This window comes from Arthrobacter sp. 10L430, assembly GCF_056395245.1.
The window spans coordinates 1-23,662 of the sequence record NZ_JBFTJD010000015.1; the positions used below are offsets into that span (position 1 = coordinate 1).

Here is a 23,662-nt window from a genome sequence, read left to right on the forward strand (position 1 = left end):
CATCCAAAATCGCGTTTTTCTCGTCAACAGTGAAGTGACGATTCGACTGGCGGACAGGAATAACAAAATCCATCATGGACCTTCCCCGCCCGAGTGCCGCGTCCGGTGCAGACAGAAACCTGTCACACAAGAGCCTGACACACAGGGGCTCAGGTCCGCTCATGCGGTGCGGGGCCGCTTTTGTGTGTCGGCCCTTGCCAGGGTGGCGAGCACCCGGCGCCTCAGCTCGGCGGGTGCGTCCAGGTGCTGCCACTCAATCCGAAGTAGGCTCAATGGTGTTGTCAACGGCCTCCTGCGGGTCGGTTAGGGGGCGGCCCCCCAGGTTCCTTGACCGCACGGCAGAGGCGGGCGCCCCGGGCGCAAAGGGACCACCGGAGTGACCCGTTCGAGGATCCTTTACCGGGCGCCGCCGCGAGTGAGCGTGACCAGTAACGGTCGTATTCGTGCGCTGGCCACACCGCATCGTCCGCGGCTCCTGACGCCGCGCCAATTCGCGGAACGCCGACACTGACCTTTGCACGAAACACTGCACGTGTGGAGTTGGTCGTTCTGTGGCGGCGTTTTTTGGTCGCTCCGTGTCGCAACAGTGCCCGTAAGGCGAGCACCTATTCCCAATACATCGCAGCCGCACGTGAGCAGGCGCATCTCATGACCGCCGACACGAAACGCTGAGGCTAGTCGACGCACCGGATCGCGTCGCAGACGTTCACGGCTGGGCGTGACGCTCCAACGCGTCCAGAGTCGTCTCGGGCGATGTGTTGAAGCAGAAGGTGATTCCGGGCGATTCCGCATTGCACACGTTGATGATCCGTTCGAAGAGCTCGGTGTACTCCGGGATCATCCTGATGCCGCCCCCGATCATCACGAGGCCGAAACGATCACGACCGAACGCCGAGCGAATCTCTGCTTCGGCCTCGTCCGGGGAGGTGCCGATCAGGCAGTTGACGGCGTCGAAGCCGGCGGCCGTAGTGGCCCCGAACCCCGCTTCGATCCGTTCGGTCATCGTGGCCTCGTCGAGGCCAGGAGGCAACTTGCTATAGTCGAGGGCTCGCGCGTGGATGCCGATCATAAGGATTCGAGTCATGGCCTCATTGTGGCATGCACGCCTCACCAACGAATTAGCCAAACCGCACCACCAATCAGGCGGGCCCGCTGGATCCTTGCTCGACCCGCCCCGCCCCAGATGAGCCGTTCCTGTAGTGCAGAGGACTCCCGACGTTCCGTGCAGACGACTTCGGAAAATGACATCGGTGGGCCGTCCCCAGGTTGCGACCGCCCGTTAGACGGTCGATCACCGCACGCTTGGTGCCCGCTAGCCGAACCTTTAACGCGCCACCGTGGTGCCGCATCAACCTGCGGCTTGTGATCCACTCCGCGCAAAACTCGCACCTCAATGGCGGGTGTCCCAGTTCCTGGGAACCGGGACACCCATGGTGGGAAACACCCCCAGTACTCAGGGTGTTCTAAAGCGGCCGGCCGTAGGGGTAGTCCACCCAGGCTCCGGTACCTTCTTCCGGGCACGCATGGTCGGCACCGTTTACCGTACTCCAGTAGTCCGCGGGGAAACGGGCTCCCTGGAGAACGGCGTTCAAATCGACGCCATTTTCCTCGTGCCCGTCCGCGAATCGCGCGTCATACCGGATGCTGCGATAACGACTCTTAAACCAACGACGCGTCTTCCAATATGCGGTGGCTCGTACAGCAATCGGCATTTGTGAACTCATGCCTACATCCTCGCCTGTCCGCGACTCCTCCTGTTGCGAAAACGCTGCTGGAATGGCACAACGGATAATCGGACCAACGTGTCAAAACTGCCTTGCAACGGGACAGCCACAGTGGGACGCTCCCCCGTTGACCGCAAACCGCAGCCCGCCGCGTAATCAGTCCGTCCCGTATTTGACCCACAACCCCGGCCACAATCACCCGTCACAGGTTCAACCTTCGACACGTTGAGAATGACCCGGGTTTTGTTGACACCTTCACCTAAGGCGCTGGGTGACCGGAGCGCCCTGTAGAGGATCGGCTAACGCGCTTACTGGCGCGGCCGCGAAGCTTTCATGAGGGTTTACGGAAGCTAGGCTGGCTCTCATGATGACGATTGTCTCTGCTCCCGCTGATCTCATTGTTGCCGAAAGCGATGGCATTGCCGTGCGTTTCGCGGGCGTCGAACTTACAGACCCAACACCAAACCAAATCGCAGCGGCGCAAGATGAACCTGGCATAAGGGTCAACCTTGAGGGGGTTCGGAGCCATGAGACCGCCCATCGCAACCAAAGCTTTGTCGAAGCCCGCCTCCGGTGCGTTGAGCAGAGGAAGGAACATGGCCCTGAGGTTGCCGGGGACGGTCCGATCATGCCCGGCGTGATGGCCTTGGAACCGATCAAGGTGGTTGTTTCAGACGACGCTGGAACTGAATATCACTGCGCGTCCGGGCAAGTTGCCGGGGACGGGACTGAATGGGCGGCATCCTGGACCTTCCTACCGAAGCCGCCAAAAAATGCTCGTACTCTCAGCCTCGATTTCACGCTCCACGGGGAGTCGACCGGCAGAAGGTGCCAGGTCGAGCTCGCTTAGGTGTCGAGCGCCCGTTGGAGGATCCCCTTACGGGACAGCTGAAGCCATGCCCTACTCTTCACCGAGGTGTCTACTAAGAAAACGAAGGTGAGCTCCCCGCGGAAATGGGGGTGAGGTTGGGCTCGAATCCGAGCGCAAGCATTCGGCGTTGGAGGCGTTTTCTGGCGCGTTCGGGGTTTGTTTTGTCGTAATGATCGATGCCGAGTTCGTCGTAGGCGACTCCGTCGTGGAGCATGTTCCAGACGATGACGAGCAGCGTGCGTTGGAGAGCGACTACGGCACGCAGGGCACCGGCATGGGACTGAATGCGACGGTACTTGACGGCGAGATAGGTCGTTTTTGATCGGGAGACGGACATCGCTGCGATCCCCAGTGCGGCTTTGAGGTAATGGTCGCCGGGTCGGGTTTGGGTGGATTTGATTCGTCCAGCGGACTCGTTCTGGCTCGGACACACTCCCGCCCACGATGCCAGATGGCCCGCGGTGTCGAACACGGTCATGTCGACGCCGGCCTCGGCGATGATGACGTTAGCGACATTCTTTGATATCCCCGGGACGGTCATCAGCAGCTCCCGGGCTAAGGAAAAGGGCTCGATCAGTGTGTCGATGCGGCCGTCGAGGACTTGGAGGGTCGCCTCGATCTGGTCGATGCGGTCCAGGTGCAGTTGCGCCATGAATGCGTGGTGGTCGGTAAAGCGGCCCGTGAGGGCTTCGACCAGGGCCGCGGATTTGCGGTGCATGGAGGCGTGCGCCAGCGAAGCCAAGGTCTGTGGATCACGTTCTCCGGAGATGAGAGCATCGAGGATGCTGCGGGCGGATTTGGTGCTCAGCCGGCTGGCTACCGAGGACAATTTGATGTTGGAGTCCTCCAGTCCTTTTTCCAGTCGTGCGTATTCGCGGGTGCGTTCATGAGTCAGGTTCGACCGCGTGCGGGTCAGATCCCGTAACTGGCGGATCGGTTCGGGCGGCACGAAACTGGCCCGCAGCAGGTTGTGCGCAGCAAGCTCCGCCAGCCACGTCGCGTCCGAAACATCGCTCTTCCGCCCCGGGATGTTCCGCGCAGCTTTAGCATTGACCAGTTGCACATTCAGCGACTCCGACAGCAGGAAGTAGAACGGTTTCCAGTAGTCACCGGTGGCCTCCATCACCACCACCGTCACCGCGGCCGCCTCCAGATCACGGCGCAGGCGCACGATCTCGTTCGTCGTCGCGCCATATGTGGTCACCGTCCTACTGGACGTTCGTGCCCGCGCTCCTGGAATCCGGATGCAGACCTTCGCATCGCGTTTGGAGACATCCATTCCGGCGGCACGCTCGTGCACGATATCCATCATCTACTCCTCGCATCCGGTCCAACAGCACCCACCGGCTGGTGGTGCCAGGTGCCGCGGGAAGGGCGGGGAAATGATTCGGGAATCTACTAAACGGGCTCTTCAAACCCCAGGCTGCTGGGCTTGCGGCACCAATCCACGGTTCCCGTGGAAGCCCTCCACACCACGCTCGAAAACAGGCTCTAAGCACTAAGACACAGCGGCGTCGACCGCGGCACCGCCATCATCCGCCGCCACCAACCCAACCACAAGGCCGTTTTCTCAAGACCACAACGCCGCGGAGCGGCTCCGCAGCTCGAAACCTCGGTGTCTCAAATCCCAAGGGTTTCGAGACATTTTTAGCTGGCCCATGGGAGCGCGACAAATAGCGTCGCCAAAACGCCGCCATTTACCGCTGAAAGTCAACGCACGGCCTGGTCCCTATTACTCGCCCGTACCTCTGAACGTGCTCCTACACTCCTGCAAGTTGCGGGCCGTGCGGCCGAGATCTTGACGTCACACTTGTATTTTGCAAGTATGAGCCACATGAGCCTTTTCATCACCTGCCCGGTCGAGAGCGTCGAGCGCGCGACCGCCTTCTACACCGCCCTGGGCTGGACCCTCAACCCAGAAATGTCCGATCACAACGTGTCATGTTTCGCGATCGCGCCCGAGCAGTACGTCATGCTCGGCAGCCGCGAGATGTATGCGAGCGTCGGCGGCGCCGAGGAGCTGGTCGGCGGACCAGATACGCCCTCGAAGGTCACGGTCTCGTTCGACCTCGGCAGCCGTCAGGCGGTCGATGAGCTCGTCGAGCGCGCCGGTGCCGCCGGCGGGCGGATCGGTGATATCGACGACTACCCCTTCATGTACCAGCGCCAGTTCGACGACCCCGACGGCTACCACTACTCGCCGTTTTGGATGAAACCGGACGCCGATCCGACCGAGTGAGCGACCTCGCCGCGGCCCTCGATATCGTTGGAGCACGGTGGGCCTTGCTCATCGTGGAGCGGCTGCTCGACGGGCCGCAGCGCTACGGCGATCTGCAGCGCGACCTCGGAGTGCCGACGAACATTCTCGCGACCCGCCTGCGCGAGCTCGAAGCGGCCGGGGTACTGTCCCGTCTGCCCCTCCGGCACAACACCCGGGCCTATGCGCTGACCGATCGCGGGCTTGCCTTGCGTGAGGCGATCATCGCGCTAGGACGCTGGGGCAGCGATGATGCCTAGGCGTGGCGCGGAATCGCGATACGCTCCGACGAGTTGGCTGGGCTCTGCCCCTGCAACACTTGGGCGGGCTGGATCCATAGAGGCGTAAAGGGTGTTGAGCTGACGGTAGAGGGTTCGGGCAAGGTAGCGCTTGAGGGATCTTCGGATTTCGCGGTAGCCGCGGCCTTCTTGGGTGCGTTTGGCGACGTACTCCCGAGTTCCGGGGTGGTGAATCATCCGCGTCATGGTGATGGTGTGCAGGGCACGATTGAGTCGCCTATCACCGCCCCTGTTGAGCCTGTGCCGGACAGTGTTACCACTTGAGGCCGGCAGGGATTCACCCCTGCCAGTGACGCGAAGGCAGCTTCGCTGCGAACCCTTCCTGGATGCGACCAAGCCGTCAGGACAGCAGCGACTGAAACGGCCCGGCGCCCACCCTCTCCAACAGCGAGGCGGCGGGACTTTGCTGAATCAGTTCAGTCATGCGCTTCTGATTAGCAGCCAGCTGAGTGGTCACTTCGAGAACGCGGCGCGCCAACCGAACCGCTTCCCCCCGCGCAATCGCTAGTTCCATCTGCTCCTGCCGTTCCCGCCATCTGGTGATCGCGTTGATCAGGGCGGGAACCAGAGGTTTACGGGCATCGATTCCAAGATCATGTGCCCGGAGGAGGGCAATAAGTGCATTTACATTCATTGTTCGTTCCCGCGTCAGTTGATCCCGGGCTGCACTCAGGATCCTGAGCCCGGCAGGGGTTCCTTCATCCCGTCGCGGAACCCGTAGTTGGGACTCCTCCAAGCCCAGGACAGCGGCTCCGATGGCCGTGGCGTCCAATGGGTCCGATTTGCCCAGCCCCCGACGGCCTCGGGCGTTCATACGTGGAGCTTCGGCGACGTCGTAACCGGCGTCCGTTACCGCCCTGGCCAGACGGGCCCCATAGGAGCCGATACCCTCAACAGCCCACAGACACCCCATATCGCCGTCTGTCCTTCGGCCTACCCAGGTAAGTGCGCGTGAAATCCCTGCCGAGGTGGTCGGGAACTGCTCGCACGCGACCTGTCGCTTAGTGCTGGCCTCGATGATGGCGTAAGTATGGGTGCGGGCGTGACAGTCCACGCCGATGACGAACGGGCGGGTCTGCGCAACGATAGTCAACGGGGCCACCCTCCTTCCTTTCGAATGGACAAGACAGGTCGCAGCACGACCGGCGCCGGACCTGGGAAGAGTCACTCCGAGGCAAAACTGTGATGAGCCACAACCTCAAAGGCTGGGCAAGCTTCTAATCAAGCCACCGACGTGGGACAGATCAACGCCGACCGCTCCACCCAGCGCGGACAAATCGGGGGAATCGCACCCTCAAGGGCAATTGTTTTTTCGAGTCACGCACCGGGCAGAACGACCGACATCAACACTGCCAGCTAGTCCCAGACCAGCCACGTAAAGACTCACAGTTGTTTTTTGCCTGCTGGCGGAGCAACGCGTAGCTGTGCCCGACGGAGCCCGGGCAACCCGAAGGGCAAGCAGCGGATGGTTGTGGGAGGAAATAAGCGCAGCGCCGACACGATCCATCCGGTGTGCAGCCGTCCTCTGGACGGTTGAGCCGGTGGAGCGGGCACGTACGATCCGCAGGACAGCAGCAAAAAACAGAAAAAGCGCTTCTACAGCCCGAGCGCAGCGAGGTCCTTTTGTGCAGTCTTTAAAAGAGCAGTCTTTAAAAGAGGTGAGGCCAACCCCATAGTGAACTGCTCCCTGAAAGTGGACTGACCGTTGGGGGTCCAGGGCCGTAGCGAGCAAGCTTGGGGTGGGTAGGAAAGCTGTCCTCGGGTTGCACGTCAGTGGAATAGTTGTGCTTTTTCCCGCTCGGGGGCGGGACGGGCCTTCGCCTGACAGCCGCCGCAGATCCGGTCAGACCAGCCAGCGCCACCAGCGTGACTGCTCCGGTTCCGGGGTCGGTTCCGGCTCCGGCTCCTCGCCCAAGGCCAGCGCGGCCTCGACGATGTCGTCCGCGGTGAGCGTCATGACGGCCTCACGATCGAGCGCGTCGAGACTTTGTTCCTCGTCGAGCGAGAGCCGCAGCGCCTGGCGGTTGAGCGCCTGCTCGAACAGCGTGCGGGCGAACCGTGCGTTGCCGGAGTCCTCGCCCGCGTGGAGCCCGGTGAGGATGCGGCGCAGGATCTGGTCCGCACCCGGCTCCAGCGTGTACTCGTGCTGGGCCAGCATCTGGTGGAAGATCGTCTGGAGTGCGTCGACGGAGTAGTCGGGGAACGTGATCTCGCGGGCGAACCGGGAGCGCAGTCCGGGGTTCGAAAGCAAGAAGGACTCCATCAGCCGCGGGTACCCGGCCACGATCACGACCAGGCGGTGGCGGTGGTCCTCCATCCGCTTGAGCAGGACCTCGATCGCCTCGGGACCGAAGTCCATCCGGCCGTCCTCCGGGGCCAGCGCGTAGGCCTCGTCGATGAACAGGACGCCGTCCAGCGCACGCCGGATCACCCGGTCCGTCTTGATGGCGGTCGCGCCGACGTACTGCCCCACCAGGCCCGAACGGTCGACCTCGACCAGGTGGCCTTTCTGCAGCAGACCGACCGCGCGGTACATCTCGGCCAGGAGCCGCGCCACAGTGGTTTTGCCCGTGCCCGGATTTCCGAGGAACACCAGATGCTGTGATGTGGCCACCTCCGGCAGGCCGTGCGCCTTACGGCGGGCCTGGACCTGGAGCAGTGCGACGAGCGCCCGCACCTGTTCCTTCACGGTCTCCAGTCCGACCAGCGCGTCGAGCTCGGCCTGCACCTCGGACAGCGGCCGGGCCGGGCCCGGCCTCGCACCGATGAGATCGCCGACTAGGTCGTCAACGCGCTCCGAACCGTGCAGCCTGAGCTGATCGGTCAGATGGCCGATGGTTTCGCGCAGGTCGTCGAGCGGATTGCGGCTGCCAGCCATGCATCCACTGTAGTACTCGATTCCCGACCGGGGTGGGGTTGGCCTCACCCGTATCAACTCCCTTTTGGTCGTAGTATTCACGCGGGCACGTACGATCCGCAGGACCGCAGCAAAAAACAGAAAAACGCTTCTACAGCCCGAGCGCAGCGAGGCCCTTTTAGTCAGCGTTTAAAGAGGTGAGGCCAGCCCCTTAGAGGCCGGCCTCAGTTTTTCCCTCAGCACGAGGAAATCTGTGGTGCAGCGTCGTCGCTGCGGAGGTTACTGGTCCAGCGGGGATTTTTCCCAGGAGATATCCACGACGCGCGCACGCGCCGGCTTCATCCCGCGCAACCGGGCCAGTCATGCGGGCGGCGGCCGGTCGTGCGCCCGCGTCAGCGTTATCGGCGGGAAGAGACGGGGCGGGGCGGCTGCTGGGCCAGCACCCGCGAGGCCTCAGGACGCGAGGAACCTCTCGTACCGCGCGGCGGACCTGGTGAACCCTGCCAAGGTCGCCGGGCCTAGGGGCTTGGAGTCATCGAACGGCACCGGAACGAACGAGACACTGCGCACGGTCCCGTGCCTCGCCCACGTGCCGACCACCTCGCCGCCGGCCACGATCGCCTTCTTGAACACCCCGTTGCCGCCCGGAACGATTTTCTGGGCATGCTCCGGCGGCAGCACCAGGCTCCGGTCCGTGTACCCGAGGACAAATTCGTCGAACCCCGGCAGGGCAAGGACGGTGCGCTGGCCGGCCACGACGTCGTCGAGCAGCGCGGCTGTCTCGGGTGAGAGCCAGTAACTTGTTCCGCCAAACTCCAGTTCCACGAGCTCTCCACTGACGGCAGGAAGCGCGGCCCGGACCTCTGTCAGGGGAATGCCGGACCACCAGGCAAAGTCCCGCACCGTCGCAGGCCCGTGGCTGCGCAGGTACCTCAGCAGCAGCTCGGCAATGCCCTCTTCGCGGCCGAGGTCCCGCGAGGAGGTGATCCAGTCGTCGAACGCCACGAACTTCTGCTGGTTCCGGTCCAGCGGCCCGGGCACCAGCGAAGCGCTCTGACACAGCAGACCCAACAGGTGGATGCCACGCTGCCCAGTGGGAGGCTGGCCGGCAGCGTCGAAGGCCGCGAACAGCTCCCCGCGCGTGGCGCCTTGCACTCCAGTAACGTCCCGCCCTCCGGAAACCCCGCGCCCGCCGGAGACGAGGTCCAGTGCGACCTTCCGGCAGACGTCAACGTCGCTGCCGGTGATCTCCAGCTGTCGGTGCCGGCTCGACATGCCCTGGACCAGCCGTGCCGTGGTGATGTTCAGGATCCAGCGCAGATCGTCCGGTGCCAGCAGGTGGAGGGTGCCGCGCATGGGCCACGATCGCACCACGGTTCCCGCGTCCAGGGCGGCCCGCACGTCGCTGAGCCCCGCGCCCGGAACCCGCAGGCCCACGGCCCACAGCGCGGCCTGAAGGTCCTGGGCCTGCATCGCCGTCATCCGGCGGACAGCCTCCGGAACGCCGGCGAGCCTCTCCCCCAGCAGCCCTTGCGAGGCCAGCCGCAGCCGGCCGAGAATCTTTGCCGTAACCCGTGTCCGCGCCACCGATGCCATGAGCCCATCCTAGGACGGCCGGCAAGTCAGGTCAGCGCAGCAACCACGGCTTTAGAGCTCCACGCCAATCAGCAGCGGCTCCGGGTGAAGTTCAATGCCGAAACGCCCGACGACGCCGGCCCGCACCTCCCGCGCGATCGCCACCATGTCGGCGGCGCTGGCAGAGCCCCGGTTGGTGATGGCCAGGGTGTGTTTGGTGGACAGCGAAGCCCTGCCACCGGAAACGCTTCCGGGCTCCAGCCCGAAGCCCTTGCCGAACCCGGCCTGGTCGATCAGCCACGCCGCGGAAAGTTTCACCAGGCCGTCCGATCCGGCCGGATACTGCGGCGCATTCTCCGGAAGCCCTGCCGCCACCTCTGCGGAGACGACGGGATTGGTGAAGAAGGAGCCCGTGGAGTACGTGTCTCGGTCTGCCGGGTCGAGGACCATGCCCTTGGAGGCACGCAGCCGGAGGACTTCACGGCGGACGTCGTTGGAGTAGGCCCGCTGGCCCTGCTCGACGCCGAGGACCCGGGCCAGCTCGGCGTAGCGGACGGGGGCGCTCATCCGGCCCAGCGGCAGCTGGAACTCGACGGTGAGCACCACGTAGCGCGGGGAGCCGTTAACGGTAGTCTGCTTGAGGATGGAGTCCCGGTAGCCGAACTTGAGCTCGGAGCTGGTGAATGTCTGCACGGCGCTGCGTTCCCGGTCCCAGGTGCGGACGGCGGCGATGGTCTGCGAAACATCGGATCCGTACGCTCCCACGTTCTGCACCGGGGTGGCGCCCGTGGCTCCGGGGATGCCGGCGAGCGCCTCAATCCCGGACCACGCGTGCAGCACCGCATGCTGTACCAGGGCATCCCAGTTGTGGCCGGCCTGGACCACCACGGCAACGCCGCCGCACGAATCCTCCGCGTTGACGGTGAACCCCTCGGAGGCGATCCTGACGACGGTTCCGGGAAACCCGTCGTCGGAAATCAGCAGGTTGGATCCGCCGCCGATGATCAGCAGGGGCTCCCCGGAGGCGTCGGCAGTCCGCACCGCGTCAATGATCTCCGCTTCCGTGCGGGCCTCGATATAGTTGCCGGCGGGGCCGCCGACGGCAGCCGTGGTCAGATCGGAAAGCATGGTGGGAGTCACCCGTCCAGCTTAACTTGGATTGCCGCCCCGCCAGTTATTGTGCCTGCGCCCGCCGGGGGCCAGGCTCCTTCCGCGCCACCGGTGACAGCAGGAAACTCACCACCAGCACAGCCATGACAGCAAGCAGGGAGTGCAGGATCCCGACGTGCTCGGCCAGAAGGCCCAGCAGCGGCGGCCCGCACAGGAAAGCTCCATAGCCGATGGTGGAGACCACGGACACCCGGGCAGCTGCCTTGGCGGGGTCGTCGGCGGCGGCGGACATTCCCACCGGGAAACCGAGCGACGCGCCAAGTCCCCACACAGCCAGGGCGGTGTAGGCCAGCCACGGAACTGGCGCGAAAACGAACAGTGCCAGTCCCGCGACGGCGAGCGCCGAACACCAGCGCATCACGGGAACCCGGCCGAACCGGTCCAGCACCACGGTTCCGGCGAACCGGCCGACCGTCATGAACGTGACAAAGATGCCATAGCCCGCCGCACCGGCAGCGTCCGACTGGTGGTGGCCGTCGGCAAGCGCCAGCGCCACCCAGTCCCCCGCCGCGCCTTCGGCCAACGCCAGGCCGAGCACCATGACACCCAGCAGCAGTGTCCGCCTGTCGCGCCAGGCCTGGGCGATCTTGCGCTTGTTGTCCAGCGGGGCCTCGCTTGTCTCGGCTCCCTGGCGGATGACGGGGATCGGGCCCGTGATGGGGTCTTCGAAGGTGTCCTGCCGGTACGTGGAGTCCCGTCCAATCGGGGTGACGTCCGCGAGGAACCAGCGGGCCGCCGTCGTCACCGAACCGGCAACCACCAGGCCCGCGGCGGCGAGGTGCCAGAACACCGGCACGCCGGTTCCGGCCGCCCAGGCCCCAAGGCCTGCGCCGGCCACGGTTCCGAGGCTGAATGCGCCGTGCAGGCGCGGCATGATGTGCCGTCCCACGGCGCGCTCCACCGCGGCGCCTTCCACATTGGAGGCCGTGTTCCAGCTCGCCGTGCCCAGCCCGATGACGGCCAGTCCGGCGGCAACCGCCAGCGGACTGGCCAGCACCGACGTTCCGAATCCGGCCAGAACAAGTCCGATGCCCACCATGATGCTGCCGGTCCGGATGGTCCGTTTGGACCCGAGCCGCAGCACGATCAGTCCCGAGGCGGACACCGACAGAAAGGAGCCCGCCGTCATGCAGAGCAGCAGCAGCCCGATGGTCCCCGGAGTAAGGTCCAGGCCGTCCCGGATGGCAGGCAGCCGGGAGACCCAGGAGGCGAAGGCAATGCCGCTGGCGGCGTAGGCCACCACCACCGCATTTCGCCAGTGGGTGACCTCCGGCGCCTGGACGGCTGTGGAGCTCAAGAACGCATCACGTTTCAGGACACCCTGACCAGGGCCTGGGCCTTCATGAGGACTTTCTGCCCGTCAAAGACCACGGCGAGGTCCACGCGTGCGGTGCGCGCCTCGGCGTCGAGCGAGCCGACGGTTCCGCTGACCTCGATCACGGCTCCGGCGTCGGCGGTTCCGGTGGTGTCGGTGACCAGCACCGGTTTGGTAAAGCGGGTCTGGTAGTCGACGACGGCGGCCGGGTCGCCTGCCCAGTCGGTCACCAGCTGCACCGCAGCGCCCATGGTGAACATGCCGTGCGCGATGACGCCGGGAAGCTCCACGCCCGTGGCGAAGGCCTCGTTCCAGTGAATGGGATTGAAATCCCCCGAGGCGCCCGCGTACTTGACCAGGTCCTGCCGGGTGACGCCGATGCTGCGGGTGCCGATGTCCTGGCCAACGCTCAGTTCTTCGAAAGTGGGGTTCATGGTTACTGTCCCTCTCCGCGGACCAGGATGGATGACTTGGTGGTGGAAACAGGCTCCCGCCCGTCTGCATCGGTGAGTGCGAAAATCTCCGCGCGGGTGGTGATCATGGCACCGCCGCCCATGGCACGGACACCGTCGACGTGCAGCTCAGCCACCAGGCGGTCACCTGCGAAAATGGGGCGGTGGTGGGTGAATCGCTGGTCGGCATGGACCACGCGGGAGAAGTCGATGCCGGCCTCGGGATCCTCGATCAGCTGGGCGTCGGCGCGCTGTGCGATGATGATCGCAAAAGTTGGCGGAGCCACGAGATCGCGGTGGCCCAGGGCCTGCGCGGCGTCGAGATCAAAATGGGCGGGATGCGTGGCCTTGACTGCGCGGGCAAACTCGCGGATTTTCTCGCGGCCGACGTCGTACACCTCTGCGGCAGGGTAGCTCCGACCCTGCAGATCCGGATTGATAGTCATGGCCTCAAGCCTATCGTTTCCCCCTCCACAGCCGGCTGTTACCCGCCGAGTGATATGATGAATTCATCATTCCATCAATTCGGGCCACGGGCCGGCCTGAACAGGAACGGCAGGTCACGATGATTTCCGCAGCCCAGGCACCCTTGTACGAAATCAAGGCGAACCTCTTCAAGGCGCTTGCGCATCCGGCGCGGATCCGGATCCTCGAGCTGCTGGCGGCCGCCCCGGACACCGCCGCCCCGGTGAGCTTCCTCCTGTCCGAAACAGGCCTGGAAGCCTCGCATCTGTCCCAGCACCTGGCAACACTGCGCCGGCATAAGGTGGTGACGTCCGTCCGCTCAGCGAACGTGGTGACGTACCGCATCGCGCACCCCAAGATCGCCGAGCTCCTGGCCATCGCCCGGGCATTCCTGCTGGACACCCTTGCGGATTCAAACGAGCAGCTCCGGCTTGCGCAGGATTTGCCCAGCACGCACCTGCCCAGCGGACACCCCGCCGGCCCCTCGGCATGAGCGCCGGCTCGGAAACGGCAGGCATGGAACGGCCAGACAAGGCGCAGCTGCGGAGGGCCGGGCTGAAATCGGCCCTCTGGAAGTTCCTTCCGTCCGGGCGCGACTATGACGGTCTGCGCTCCTCCTGGCGGACAGATCTTCTTGCCGGCATCACCGTAGGCATCGTGGCCCTTCCGCTGGCTCTAGCCTTTGGCGTCAGTTCAGGCGTGGGTGCCGAGGCAGGACTGATCACGGCCGTGGTGGCGGGCTTGGTGGCGGCAATCATGGGCGGATCCAATGTGCAGGTGTCCGGCCCCACTGGCGCCATGGTGGTGGTCTTGGCCCCTGTGGTGGCCGCCCACGGGCCCGGCAGCGTCGCACTCGTGACTCTGCTGGCCGGTTTGATGGTCTGTGCACTGGGGATCAGCGGCCTGGGGCGGGCCGTTGCGTTCATCCCCTGGCCCGTGGTGGAGGGCTTTACGCTGGGCATCGCAGCCATCATTTTCCTCCAGCAGGTGCCGCTGGCCACCGGCACAGCGGGGCTTCCCGGACACAACACGCTTCTGGCAGCAGTCGAGGCAGCCGCGGAAGCCAGGTCACCGATGGTCATCCAGACTTTGGCAGTGGTCGCAGCCGTGGCCGCCGTGATGCTGGTGGCATCCAAGCTTCACAAGTCCCTTCCCGCAAGCCTGATCGCGGTGCTGCTGGTGACTGTGGCGGCGGAACTGCTACGCCTGGACATCCCCCGCATCGGGACCCTCCCCCATTCCCTGCCGGCGCCCCGCCTGCCGTCTCTTGACCCGGGCGCGCTCAGCGGGCTGCTGATGCCTGCCGTAGCCATCGCCTCGCTGGCGGCGATCGAGTCCCTGCTGTCAGCACGCGTTGCGTCCGGCATGGCCGGACCGGACAGCAGGCCGAGCGGCCCCTACAGCCCGGACCGCGAACTCACCGGGCAGGGGCTGGCTTCCATCGCGGCCGGGCTGTTCGGCGGCATGCCGGCCACCGGCGCCATCGCCAGGACGGCCGTCAACGTTCGCTCCGGCGCCAGGACCCGGGTGTCGGCCATCGTCCATGCCCTGGTGCTGCTTGCCATCATCTACCTCGCGGCAAGGCTGGTGGGCAGAATTCCGCTGGCGGTGCTGGGCGGGATTCTGATGGTGACAGCCACACGGATGGTCTCAACCCGCACTGTCAACGCCATCCTTCGATCCACCCGCGCGGACGCCGCCGTCTTTGTCCTGACGGCGGTCATCACGGTGGCCTTTGACCTGATTGTTGCCATCCAGATCGGGCTGGCGGCCGCGGCACTGCTGACGCTGCGGAAGTTTGCTTCGCTCAGCGGGGTACGCCGCGAGCAGATTGCAGAGAAGCCGGTCGAGGGCGACGACCACATTGCCATCTTTAGGCTCGAAGGCGCGATGTTCTTCGGCGCGGCTGAACGCATCCTGCAGGAGATCAGCCAAGTGAAGGACATCCAGGTGGCGGTCATCCGGCTGTCTCAGGTGCGGCTGCTGGACGCCACGGGAGCCCACGCACTGGTGGAGGTCATCGCTGCCCTGGAGCTGCGCGGCATCACCGTGCTGCTGAAGGGCGTACGGCCCGAGCACCTGGCGCTGGTCACGAACGTGGGTGTCATCCGGTCCCTGCGCCACCATAAGCACCTCTTCACCGACCTGCCGGCGGCGATAGAGCACGCGCGCAGCCATGTCCGAAGGAACGCAGGCTACCTCTTGTAGCTCTTCCTGACGTGCTGGCCGCGGATCACCAGCGCCACGACGTGCAGGAGCAGGCCCACGCCGATCACCGGCAGCGACGCGACCATGAGGCCCTGAATGTGGGCGGCGTAGCCGGCAATGTTGAGAACTATTCCGGCGGCGATCAGGCCCATCGCGCTGAAAACCAGGATTTTGTAGGATACGGGCGCAACGGCCCAGAATTCGTTCAGCACCATGACAGTCTACTAGTCCGTGCCCGCACTCCGTGGGCCAAAAGACCCTGGCATGACCGAGGCAGTGTTTGCCACCGTCCGCACAGCCGGAGACCGGGGCGGGTGCCGGCGAAAGCCGCCGGAGGCCCCTCCCAAAAGACCCCGTGCACCAGATAGCGGGTATCGGTCACGGGGTCTCCTGGAAATGCTGGTGCGGGCTACAGCGCCGGCTGCACGCCAAAGGCTACCGCGAGCTTCATGATCTTTTCGGCACGGCCCAGGCGCGGCAGGTCGGACCCGTCGCGGATCACGCGGCCGTTGGCTTCGAAGTCGGCCATGAAGTCCGTGGCCCAGGCGACGTCCGACGGCGTGGGGCTGATGACCTCGTTGATGACGCTGGTCTGGTCGATGGCGAGGCAGAGCTTTCCGGTCATGCCCATCATCACGGTGATGCCGGTCTGCTCGCGCAGGATCGGGTGGTTGGTGCCGACGGTCGGGCCGTCGATGGGGCCGGGCAGGTTGCCGACGCGGCTGGCCACCACGAGCTTGGCGCGCGGGTAGGCCATGGCTTCGGGGGTGGCGGCCATGCCGGTGTCACGGCGGAAGTCGCCGGAGCCGAAGGCGAGGCGGAACGCGCCCTGGGCCTTGGCGATGTGGTTGGCTTCCTCGATGCCGAGCGCGCTCTCCACGAGGGGGATGACGGGCGTCTTGCCGTCCATGCGGTGGAAGCTTTCCGTGACCTGGTCCGCCGATTCAGTCTTGGCCAGCATGACGCCCAGGAGACCCGGGGTGCCGCGAAGGCCCGCGAGGTCATCCGCCCAGAACGGGCTGGTGGCGTCGTTGATCCGGACCCAGGCCTGGCCACCGCCGGTCAGCCAGTTCACCACGTTGTCGCGGGCTGCATCCTTTTGCGAGGGGTCCACCGCATCTTCGATGTCCAGAATGACGGAATCCGCACGGGACACCGCCGACTGGTCGAAGAGCTCAGTTTTCATTGCATTGACCAGCAGCCACGAACGGGCGATTTCGGCAGGGATGTTGCGTTCGTGCCGGGTGATCTCGGCGGTGGAAGAAGACGTCATGCTTCTACCGTATCCGGCCCGCGCCCGGTAAGGCGAAGATGACCGGTCCCCGGCGGCGACCAATACGACCAAAAGCGGAAGTCTATTGTCCCGCGGGCAACTCCGCATGCCTGCCGTCACAGGGTTTCACCTGACGAAACCGGGCGCCTCATGACCTTTCATTTCGCCGTATTTCCGCGGATTTCCAAGGGTTTCCCGCCGTGAACCGGGCACTTTCGTGCGGCGCGGAAGTGCGCTTACATCGATCCATCGGCCGCTGCGGCGGCCGGCAGGGAACGGTCGGCAAGACAGCCGCCGTGAACCCGCCGCACTGATCCACTCCGCACCGAACCATTCACCCAGCGCCAAGCATGAATCCACTGAAGGAACCCCACATGAAACGACACCTGACCATCCTGAGTGCTGCGGCCGCCGTCGTCATCGCCCTGACGGTGTCCGGCTGCGGCGGCCCCTCGGTGGCCGGCACAGGCGAACCCGGAGCCAACGAGGTGAAGGAACTCCGCTACCAGGGGTGGGCGAACACCGTGACCCTCCCCGAACTCGCCCAAGACCTCGGCTACCTGGGCGACGTGAAGCTGAACTGGGTGGGCAACACCATCAGCGGCCCGCAGGACATCCAGTCGGCAGCCACCGGGCAGACGGACTTCGGCGGGGCCTTCGCCGGAGCCGTAGTGAAACTGATCGAGGCCGGGGCGCCGGTCAAGGCAGTCATCAACTACTACGGCGAGGACAAGAAGACCTTCAACGGCTTCTACGTCAAGGAGGACAGCCCCATCCGGACAGCCAGGGATTTCATCGGCAAGAAGATCGCCGTGAACACCCTGGGCGCCCACTCGGAAGCCGTCATCAACACGTACCTCCGCAAGAACGGTCTTACCGCCGACGAGATCAAGCAGGTCCAGCTCGTGGTGGTCCCGCCCAACGACACCGAGGAAGCCATCCGCCGCGGCCAGGTGGACGCCGGCTCGCTGGGCAGCATCCTTCAGGACAAGGCCATCGCGAACGGCGGGCTGCGGTCCGTCTTCAGTGATTCGCAGCTGTTCGGCACGTTCGCCGGCGGCCCGTACGTCCTGCGCGAAGACTTCATCGCCCAGAACCCCAACACCACCCGGACGTTCGCCACGGGCGTCGCGAAGGCGATCGAATGGGAACGCACCACCCCCCGCGAGGAAGTGATTGCGCGCTTCACGAAGATCATCAAGGAGCGCGGCCGGAATGAGAACCCCGCCGCTCTGCAGTACTGGAAGAGCGTGGGCGTGCCCGCCAAGGGCGAAATCAAGGACGAGGACTTCACCCGCTGGAACGACTACCTGAAGTCTGTCGGGATCATCAAGGACGACCTTGATCCCAAGAAGCTCTACACCAACGAGTTCAACGGCCTCATTGCCAAGTAACCACCGCAAGATCATCCACCGCAAGCGACACAACAGTAAGGAAGAACAATGACCGTTATCACCGAAACCAAGCTCGAATTCGCCAAGCTGGGCTCCCGCATCGGCGCCGAGATCCACGGACTGGACCTCAGCGGGGACCTCAGTGCCGAGACAGTGGCGCAGATCCGCACCGCCCTGAATGAGCACAAGGCGCTCGTCTTCCGGGAAGCCAACATCCTCTCCGACGAGGCCCAGGTGAAGTTCGCCAGCCACTTCGGACCGCTCACCAAGGCCCACCCCACGGTTGCCTCCGTGGAGGGCGAGGAAAACGTCCTGCCGGTGGACAGTGAAAACGGCTCCGCCAACAACTGGCACACCGACGTCACGTTCGTGGTCAATCCGCCGCAGGCGTCCACGCTGCGCAGCATCGACCTGCCGGCCTACGGCGGCGAGACACTCATTGCCTCCTCCGCGGCCGCCTACCGGGACCTGCCCGATGAGCTGCGGAACTTTGCGGACACGCTGTGGGCCATCCACACCAATGACTACGACTACTCGGTGCCCAAGAACCTGGAGCACCAGAACGCTGAGGAGCGCCGCAAGGAGTTCACCCGGCTGAAGTTCGAGACTGCCCACCCCGTGGTGCGTGTCCACCCGCTGACCGGCGAGCGCGGATTGTTCATTGGGGGCTTCGCGCAGCGCCTGCGGATCGTGGGCCTGTCCAACACCGAGTCGAAGGACATCATCCGGCTGCTGCAGGCGTACGTCACCCGGCCCGAGAACGTAGTGCGGGTGAACTGGGAGCCGAACCAGCTGGTGCTGTTCGACAACCGGATCACCCAGCACTACGCGCCGGACAACTACGACGGCCAGCCCCGCAAGCTCAACCGCGTGACTATTGCCGGCGACATTCCCGTGAGCGTGGACGGCACGCAGAGCCAGGCGCTCAAGGGCGACTCCTCCACCTACTCGGAGGTCGCGCCCCTGAACTAGCGGCCCGCCGTCGGGCCCTGCCCCATCTAGCTCGCATGAGGTGTCGTTTTGAGGCGTGAAAACGACACCAACTGCGAGCTCGTTGGGCTTTAAGGGATGTTGCTCCCCCGGGCGGTGACCCAGAGCCGGTACCACTCGGCGCGGGTCATGGTCTCGGCCATACGGGCGGCACCGGCACAGGCCCGGATCCGGTCCGCATTCGCCGTCCCGATCACCGGGGCGATCCCCGCCGGGTGCTTCATGAGCCAGCCCAGCAGCACGGCCTCCCGGGTGGTTCCCTTCTCCCGCGCCATGTCCGAAAGCAGCTCGGCGGTGGCGGACTCGGCAGGTGTGACCCGTTCGGGCGGATTGCCGGTGTAGTGTCCCCGCGCCAGGGCGCCGTAGGCCTGGAGGGTGATACCGTGCCTGGCGCAGTATTCGAGCGTCCCGTGCGGGAAGCTGTAGCTTCCGGCTTCCGGATGGTTGACGAGGACCGTGCTCTCCAGCCAGTCCCGCTTGAGCAGGCTGAGTTCCAGCTGGTTGGCCACCACCGGTGTCTCGAGGCTGTCCTGCAGGAACTCGATCTGGGCAGCCGACATGTTGGACACGCCCAGCGCCCGCACCTTGCCCTCGGCCATCAGCTTCCCGACGGCGGCGCTCACCTCCGCCGGGTCCACCAGGGGGTCGGGGCGGTGAAGCAGGAGGACGTCCACGTAGTCCGTGCGCAGGCGCTCGAGGCTGCCGTTGACCCGCTCGATGATGGCGTCACCGCTCAGGTCGTAGTGGGTCTCCAGTCCCCGCTCGTTGAGCCGGATGCCGCACTTGGTCTGCAGCTGGATGCGGTCACGCAGGCCCGGCGAAGCGGCCAGGACCTCGCCGAACACCGCCTCGGATTTGCCGCCGCGGTAGATGTCCGCATGGTCGAACAGCGTGACGCCGATGTCCATCGCGGCCTCGATGGCGGCAGCGGCGGTTTCCACATCCGTGGTTGTGTGCGGGTCATCTGACCAGCTGCCTCCCAGGCCCATGCAGCCATAGAGGAGCCTGCCGGACGGAGTCGAATTTTCAGTCATTGCATCACTCTTTCACTTCCTCCAGCGGAGGCACAGTCCGTTAAAAAGCCCCGTGGCGGCACCCCCAACGGGTACCGCCACCGGGACGGGTTACTGAGCCGTTCTCAGCTGTGGCGTCAGCGCAGCCAGGCCGTGGTGTCGGCCGGCAGCTTGCCGTCTTCTAGCGGGGCGCTGCTGACCAGCACCGTGCCCGCGGGGAGCTCAACAGCCTCGTCCCCGAAGTTGGTCACAGACTGCCAGCCGCCGGGGCGGGTGAAGTGCAGGACCTCCGGGTTGCCGGTTTCGAGCCACTCGAGCTCTTCCTCGGCCTGCAGTTCGCGGCGCAGCTTGAGTGCCGTGCGGTAGAGCTCAAGGGTGGAGCCTTCGGTGCCGTCCTGCGCCTCGACGGCGTACTTGCTGAACCAGTCCGGCTGCGGCAGGTGGGCGCCGCCGTCGCCGAATCCGAACGAGGTTCCCTCAACGGACCACGGCAGCGGCACACGGCAGCCGTCACGGCCGACCTCCACGCCCTTGTTGCGGAAGAACGAGGGGTCCTGGCGCTCTGCGTCCGGGATGTCGGCGACTTCCTGGAGGCCGAGTTCCTCGCCCTGGTACAGGTAGGCCGAGCCGGGCACCGCGAGCATCAGCAGGGTGGCGGCGCGGGCGCGGCGCCGACCGAGCTCCACATCCAGCTCCTCTTTGGGCCCGCCGGCCAGCAGCCAGTCCTTGCCGTCCTGGCCCTTGGAGTGCTTCTTGCCCTTGGATCCCTTTGGCAGGCCGTAGCGGGTGGCGTGCCGGACGACGTCGTGGTTCGAGAACACCCAGGTGGAGGACGCACCGGTGGCGGCGGCCTCGGCCAGGTTGCGGGTGATGATCTCCTTGAATTCCTCGGCGTCGAAGTCGGCCTGCAGCAGGTCGAAGTTGAACGCCTGGCCCAGGCCCTCCGGGCTGGCGTAGCGCGGACGGCGGGTGGCGTGCACCCAGGCCTCGGCAACGGCAGTGCGCGGCGGGTTGTATTCGTTGAAGACCTCGCGCCACTCGGCGTAGACCTCGTGGACTTCGTCGCGGTCCCAGAACGGGTGCGAGCCGTCGGCGAAACCATCGGTGCCGGTGTTTGCCGCGCTCAGCTCCAGCTTGGACAGCAGCGGTTCGGTGAGGTCCTTGGTCAGGGCATGCGCCACATCGACGCGGAAGCCGTCCACGCCGCGGTCCGACCAGAAACGCAGGGTCTTGAGGAAGTCGTCGCGGACCTCCCGGTTGGCCCAGTTCAGGTCCGGCTGCTCCTTGGCGAAGATGTGCATGTACCACTGCCCGGGTGTGCCGTCAGCTTCGGTGATACGCTCCCAGGCCGGTCCGCCGAACACTGAGTCCCAGTCCGACGGCGCGAACTCGCCGTTGGGGCCCTTGCCGTCGCGGAAGATGTAGCGGTCACGGGCAGCAGAGCCCTTCGTGGAGGCGAGGGCTTCCTTGAACCACTCGTGCCGGTCCGAGGAGTGGTTCGGGACGATGTCGGCGATCAGCTTAATGCCCGCGGCGTGCAGCGCGGTGGCCATCTCGTCGAAGTCCTCCAGCGTGCCCAGCTTCGGGTCCACGTCGCGGTAATCGTCGACGTCGTAGCCGCCGTCGGCGAGAGCCGACGGGTAGAACGGGCTCAGCCAGACTGCGTCGATCCCCAGTGATTTCAGGTACGGAACCTTGGCCGTGATGCCCTTGATGTCGCCCAGGCCGTCACCGTTCGAGTCGGAGAAGCTTCGGGGGTAGATCTGGTAGACGGAGGCCTGGCGCCACCAGTTCGGATCGGCCAGACGGTCGGAATCGGACAGGGTTGCCAGCGTGGCAGTGGTGGACAAGGGATGATCCTTTTCTTGTGGTTGCGGTTGGTGCTGGATTGGGAAAGTTGGGTCTATTTGACGGCCCCGCGCATAACTCCGGAGAGTACCCACCGCTGGGCCAGGATGTAAACCACCAGGGTGGGTGCCATGGCCATCAGGTAGGACGCGAATGCGAGGCTGTAGTTGGTGTTGAATTCGCCCTGGAACAGCATCTGCACCACGGGAAGGGTCTGCAGGGCAGGGTCCGCGATCATCATCTGGGGCAGCAGGAAGTCGTTCCACGAGCCAAGGAAAGCGAAGATGCCCACCGTGGCGTTCATCGGAGCCAGCAGCGGGAAGATGATCTTGCGGAACACCTGCCACGTGGTGGCGCCGTCCATACGGGCCGATTCCTCCAGTTCCACCGGGATGGAGCGGACGAAGGCGATGTACAGCAGCGTGTTGAAGGAGATGCCGCCGAGGACGTGCAGGAACACGACGCCGGCCGGGTTGTCCAGGCCAAGCAGTGCTGTCTGCTTGATCAGGGGCAGGATGATCACCGGGAACGGGATGAACATGGCGGAGAGCAGGTAGACGAAGGAGCCGCGGAAGAACTTCCGGTTCCAGTTCCGGGCAATTGCGTAGGCAACGAGTGAGCTGCAGGCCAGGGACCCCAGGACGCTGAACACGGTGACGAACGCCGTGGACATGAAGGCCCGCGGGAAGTTGGTGGCCACGTAGGCGGCGGCGAAGTTTTCCCAGTTCATCGGGTTTGGCCATTCCAGGCCAGTACCGGTGCCGATCTGGTCCGGCGACTTCAGCGCCATGGCCACGGTGAAGTACAGCGGCAGCAGGACGGTCAGCGAGGTAACCAGCATCAGGGCAGTGAGCCACCAGTTGATCTTGAAGCCTTCGCGGTTGGAGCGGCGGGTTTTACCCGCGGGCGAGGACCCGTGCCTGCGGAAGCCGTTCTTGATGCCCGTGGACGCTGCTGCCCTGGCAATGGGCTCTGGAAGTGTGGATGCGGTCATTAGAGAGAAACCCCCCGGCGCTGGATGAGGCGCAGCTGGATGACGGAGATCAGCAAGGTGATCAGGAAGTAGATGACGGCGTTCGCCATCTGGTAGGAATAGTCGCCGCCCGTGAAGCCGGAGAAGATGCGCATTGCCACGGACTGCGTTGCCATGCCGGGACCGCCGCCGGTGAGGCCAACGATGATCTCGTAGGTTCCGAGGAAGCCCTTGAACCCGAGGATCACATTGATCACGAGGTACCCCACGATCAGGGGCAGTGTCAGGCTGAGGAACTGCCGGAAACTGCCCGCGCCGTCGAGGTCCGCGGCTTCATAGACCTCGGACGGCACGCTCTGGAGGCCGGCCAGGTAGATGATGGTGGCGCCGGGCGCTGCCTGCCACACGGTGACGATCACGATGGCCAGCCAGGCAAGGTTCTCGTTGGCGAGGATGCTCGTGGCCAGCGGCGTGAAGCCGAACTGTTCAGCCAGCACGGGGAGGGTGTTGGAGAACAGGTAGTTGAACACGAAGGAGACGATCAGGGCGGAGAGCACCATGGGGATGAAGAACACGGTGCGCATGCCGGTGCGCCACTTGATCTTGGCGTTGAGGCCGAGGGCGATGGCGAGCGCCACGACGTTGACCACCACGGTGGTGGTCAGAGCGAACACGAACGTGAAGATGTAGGACTGCAGTATCGCCGGGTCCTTGAAGATATTGACGTAATTGGACAGTCCGATGAACTTCCAGTCACCGTAGCCGGCATAGTTCGTGAGGCTGAAGAAGACGCCCACGAGTGCCGGCAGGGTGATAAAGAAGGCGAACAGCGCCAGTACGGGCACCACCATCCAGTAGTACGCGGGGTCGATCTTGTGCTTGGACCGGAACGTTTGGGTGCTGGCAGGGGCGGAAGTCGGTTTCTTGCGTCCTGCGGGACGGGCTGTCTGGGCCACCCGGGATGTTGTAGTCATGAAG

At 65.0% G+C, this 23,662-nt stretch carries 21 protein-coding genes and 1 pseudogene; 7 read left to right on the forward strand and 15 right to left on the reverse strand.

The features are described from left to right. Nucleotides 1-706 precede the first annotated feature (706 nt). Nucleotides 707-1,084 (reverse strand): hypothetical protein, encoded by a 378-nt coding sequence (locus AC1DDG_RS13760; RefSeq protein ID WP_028275079.1) that lies wholly within the window; start codon nt 1,082-1,084, stop codon nt 707-709. Nucleotides 1,085-2,088: 1,004 nt separating this feature from the next. On the opposite strand from AC1DDG_RS13760, the gene AC1DDG_RS13765 reads away from it, so the two are divergent. Then, nucleotides 2,089-2,574 carry a hypothetical protein gene (locus AC1DDG_RS13765; RefSeq protein ID WP_476876483.1) on the forward strand — a complete coding sequence of 162 codons (486 nt, stop codon included), beginning with the start codon at nt 2,089-2,091 and terminating at the stop codon, nt 2,572-2,574. A 73-nt stretch (nt 2,575-2,647) separates the two neighbouring features. On the opposite strand, the gene AC1DDG_RS13770 is transcribed toward AC1DDG_RS13765, so the two are convergent. After that, the gene (locus AC1DDG_RS13770; protein WP_476876484.1) at nt 2,648-3,904 is read right to left on the reverse strand and encodes an IS110 family RNA-guided transposase; all 1,257 of its coding nucleotides are present in this window, start codon (nt 3,902-3,904) and stop codon (nt 2,648-2,650) included. Nucleotides 3,905-4,429: 525 nt separating this feature from the next. Between AC1DDG_RS13770 and AC1DDG_RS13775 the strand changes: the two genes are divergently transcribed. Both AC1DDG_RS13775 and AC1DDG_RS13780 read left to right on the forward strand, forming a co-directional pair. Continuing rightward, complete coding sequence (locus tag AC1DDG_RS13775; protein ID WP_056630246.1) at nt 4,430-4,834, forward strand: VOC family protein; 405 nt, start codon at nt 4,430-4,432, stop codon at nt 4,832-4,834. Beyond that, a complete protein-coding gene (locus tag AC1DDG_RS13780; RefSeq protein WP_476876485.1) occupies nt 4,831-5,112 on the forward strand; it encodes a winged helix-turn-helix transcriptional regulator in 282 nt (93 codons plus the stop codon). Before AC1DDG_RS13775 ends, AC1DDG_RS13780 begins: the two co-directional genes overlap by 4 nt. Nucleotides 5,113-5,202: 90 nt before the next feature. Here the strand turns inward: AC1DDG_RS13780 and AC1DDG_RS13785 are convergent. The 7 genes and pseudogenes from AC1DDG_RS13785 to AC1DDG_RS13815 form a co-directional block, all read right to left on the reverse strand. Further along, nucleotides 5,203-6,244, reverse strand: a pseudogene (locus AC1DDG_RS13785) (IS110 family RNA-guided transposase); the annotation flags it as partial. Between the two features lie 750 nt (nt 6,245-6,994). Next, the gene (locus tag AC1DDG_RS13790; protein WP_476876486.1) at nt 6,995-8,029 is read right to left on the reverse strand and encodes an AAA family ATPase; all 1,035 of its coding nucleotides are present in this window, start codon (nt 8,027-8,029) and stop codon (nt 6,995-6,997) included. A 432-nt stretch (nt 8,030-8,461) separates the two neighbouring features. Further along, nucleotides 8,462-9,604, reverse strand: a complete 1,143-nt coding sequence (locus AC1DDG_RS13795) for a winged helix DNA-binding domain-containing protein (protein WP_476876487.1) — start codon at nt 9,602-9,604, stop codon at nt 8,462-8,464. Nucleotides 9,605-9,655: 51 nt separating this feature from the next. Then, on the reverse strand, nt 9,656-10,723 hold the full coding sequence (locus AC1DDG_RS13800) for a UDP-N-acetylmuramate dehydrogenase (RefSeq protein WP_476876488.1): 1,068 nt from the start codon (nt 10,721-10,723) through the stop codon (nt 9,656-9,658). Between the two features lie 34 nt (nt 10,724-10,757). After that, nucleotides 10,758-12,050: an MFS transporter gene (locus AC1DDG_RS13805; protein ID WP_476876489.1), complete on the reverse strand. Its 1,293-nt coding sequence runs from the start codon at nt 12,048-12,050 to the stop codon at nt 10,758-10,760. Between the two features lie 14 nt (nt 12,051-12,064). Next, nucleotides 12,065-12,502: a MaoC family dehydratase gene (locus tag AC1DDG_RS13810; RefSeq protein WP_476876490.1), complete on the reverse strand. Its 438-nt coding sequence runs from the start codon at nt 12,500-12,502 to the stop codon at nt 12,065-12,067. Nucleotides 12,503-12,504: 2 nt separating this feature from the next. Then, entirely contained in the window at nt 12,505-12,966 is a 462-nt protein-coding gene (locus AC1DDG_RS13815; protein ID WP_476876491.1) for an FAS1-like dehydratase domain-containing protein, read from the reverse strand. A 119-nt stretch (nt 12,967-13,085) separates the two neighbouring features. Between AC1DDG_RS13815 and AC1DDG_RS13820 the strand changes: the two genes are divergently transcribed. Both AC1DDG_RS13820 and AC1DDG_RS13825 read left to right on the forward strand, forming a co-directional pair. After that, nucleotides 13,086-13,478 (forward strand): ArsR/SmtB family transcription factor, encoded by a 393-nt coding sequence (locus AC1DDG_RS13820; RefSeq protein ID WP_476876492.1) that lies wholly within the window; start codon nt 13,086-13,088, stop codon nt 13,476-13,478. Between the two features lie 23 nt (nt 13,479-13,501). After that, nucleotides 13,502-15,193 (forward strand): SulP family inorganic anion transporter, encoded by a 1,692-nt coding sequence (locus AC1DDG_RS13825; RefSeq protein ID WP_476876493.1) that lies wholly within the window; start codon nt 13,502-13,504, stop codon nt 15,191-15,193. Here the strand turns inward: AC1DDG_RS13825 and AC1DDG_RS13830 are convergent. Then, nucleotides 15,181-15,405 (reverse strand): DUF3188 domain-containing protein, encoded by a 225-nt coding sequence (locus tag AC1DDG_RS13830; RefSeq protein ID WP_476876554.1) that lies wholly within the window; start codon nt 15,403-15,405, stop codon nt 15,181-15,183. The genes AC1DDG_RS13825 and AC1DDG_RS13830 overlap by 13 nt on opposite strands. A 197-nt stretch (nt 15,406-15,602) precedes the next feature. Continuing rightward, a complete protein-coding gene (locus AC1DDG_RS13835) occupies nt 15,603-16,466 on the reverse strand; it encodes an HpcH/HpaI aldolase/citrate lyase family protein (RefSeq protein ID WP_476876494.1) in 864 nt (287 codons plus the stop codon). A gap of 374 nt (nt 16,467-16,840) precedes the next feature. Between AC1DDG_RS13835 and AC1DDG_RS13840 the strand changes: the two genes are divergently transcribed. Further along, nucleotides 16,841-17,860 carry an ABC transporter substrate-binding protein gene (locus AC1DDG_RS13840; RefSeq protein WP_476876495.1) on the forward strand — a complete coding sequence of 340 codons (1,020 nt, stop codon included), beginning with the start codon at nt 16,841-16,843 and terminating at the stop codon, nt 17,858-17,860. A 48-nt stretch (nt 17,861-17,908) separates the two neighbouring features. After that, nucleotides 17,909-18,832: a TauD/TfdA dioxygenase family protein gene (locus AC1DDG_RS13845; RefSeq protein ID WP_476876496.1), complete on the forward strand. Its 924-nt coding sequence runs from the start codon at nt 17,909-17,911 to the stop codon at nt 18,830-18,832. Between the two features lie 89 nt (nt 18,833-18,921). Here the strand turns inward: AC1DDG_RS13845 and AC1DDG_RS13850 are convergent, their stop codons facing one another. The 4 genes from AC1DDG_RS13850 to AC1DDG_RS13865 form a co-directional block, all read right to left on the reverse strand. After that, nucleotides 18,922-19,884 carry an aldo/keto reductase gene (locus AC1DDG_RS13850; RefSeq protein ID WP_476876497.1) on the reverse strand — a complete coding sequence of 321 codons (963 nt, stop codon included), beginning with the start codon at nt 19,882-19,884 and terminating at the stop codon, nt 18,922-18,924. A 116-nt stretch (nt 19,885-20,000) separates the two neighbouring features. Beyond that, nucleotides 20,001-21,713 carry a glycoside hydrolase family 13 protein gene (locus tag AC1DDG_RS13855; RefSeq protein ID WP_476876498.1) on the reverse strand — a complete coding sequence of 571 codons (1,713 nt, stop codon included), beginning with the start codon at nt 21,711-21,713 and terminating at the stop codon, nt 20,001-20,003. A gap of 53 nt (nt 21,714-21,766) precedes the next feature. Next, nucleotides 21,767-22,705, reverse strand: coding sequence for a carbohydrate ABC transporter permease (locus AC1DDG_RS13860; protein WP_476876499.1), 939 nt, complete (start codon nt 22,703-22,705; stop codon nt 21,767-21,769). After that, nucleotides 22,705-23,658 (reverse strand): carbohydrate ABC transporter permease, encoded by a 954-nt coding sequence (locus AC1DDG_RS13865; RefSeq protein ID WP_476876500.1) that lies wholly within the window; start codon nt 23,656-23,658, stop codon nt 22,705-22,707. The genes AC1DDG_RS13860 and AC1DDG_RS13865 overlap by 1 nt, the downstream gene beginning before the upstream one ends. Between the last annotated feature and the right edge of the window lie 4 nt (nt 23,659-23,662).

Bases quoted from the DNA above. Each gene is read 5' to 3' on its own strand.
- AC1DDG_RS13760 (WP_028275079.1), bottom strand. From the start codon at position 1,084: ATGACTCGAATCCTTATGATCGGCATCCACGCGCGAGCCCTCGACTAT.
- AC1DDG_RS13765 (WP_476876483.1), top strand. From the start codon at position 2,089: ATGATGACGATTGTCTCTGCTCCCGCTGATCTCATTGTTGCCGAAAGC.
- AC1DDG_RS13770 (WP_476876484.1), bottom strand. From the start codon at position 3,904: ATGGATATCGTGCACGAGCGTGCCGCCGGAATGGATGTCTCCAAACGC.
- AC1DDG_RS13775 (WP_056630246.1), top strand. From the start codon at position 4,430: ATGAGCCTTTTCATCACCTGCCCGGTCGAGAGCGTCGAGCGCGCGACC.
- AC1DDG_RS13790 (WP_476876486.1), bottom strand. From the start codon at position 8,029: ATGGCTGGCAGCCGCAATCCGCTCGACGACCTGCGCGAAACCATCGGC.
- AC1DDG_RS13795 (WP_476876487.1), bottom strand. From the start codon at position 9,604: ATGGCATCGGTGGCGCGGACACGGGTTACGGCAAAGATTCTCGGCCGG.
- AC1DDG_RS13810 (WP_476876490.1), bottom strand. From the start codon at position 12,502: ATGAACCCCACTTTCGAAGAACTGAGCGTTGGCCAGGACATCGGCACC.
- AC1DDG_RS13815 (WP_476876491.1), bottom strand. From the start codon at position 12,966: ATGACTATCAATCCGGATCTGCAGGGTCGGAGCTACCCTGCCGCAGAG.
- AC1DDG_RS13820 (WP_476876492.1), top strand. From the start codon at position 13,086: ATGATTTCCGCAGCCCAGGCACCCTTGTACGAAATCAAGGCGAACCTC.
- AC1DDG_RS13825 (WP_476876493.1), top strand. From the start codon at position 13,502: ATGGAACGGCCAGACAAGGCGCAGCTGCGGAGGGCCGGGCTGAAATCG.
- AC1DDG_RS13835 (WP_476876494.1), bottom strand. From the start codon at position 16,466: ATGACGTCTTCTTCCACCGCCGAGATCACCCGGCACGAACGCAACATC.
- AC1DDG_RS13840 (WP_476876495.1), top strand. From the start codon at position 16,841: ATGAAACGACACCTGACCATCCTGAGTGCTGCGGCCGCCGTCGTCATC.
- AC1DDG_RS13845 (WP_476876496.1), top strand. From the start codon at position 17,909: ATGACCGTTATCACCGAAACCAAGCTCGAATTCGCCAAGCTGGGCTCC.
- AC1DDG_RS13850 (WP_476876497.1), bottom strand. From the start codon at position 19,884: ATGACTGAAAATTCGACTCCGTCCGGCAGGCTCCTCTATGGCTGCATG.
- AC1DDG_RS13860 (WP_476876499.1), bottom strand. From the start codon at position 22,705: ATGACCGCATCCACACTTCCAGAGCCCATTGCCAGGGCAGCAGCGTCC.
- AC1DDG_RS13865 (WP_476876500.1), bottom strand. From the start codon at position 23,658: ATGACTACAACATCCCGGGTGGCCCAGACAGCCCGTCCCGCAGGACGC.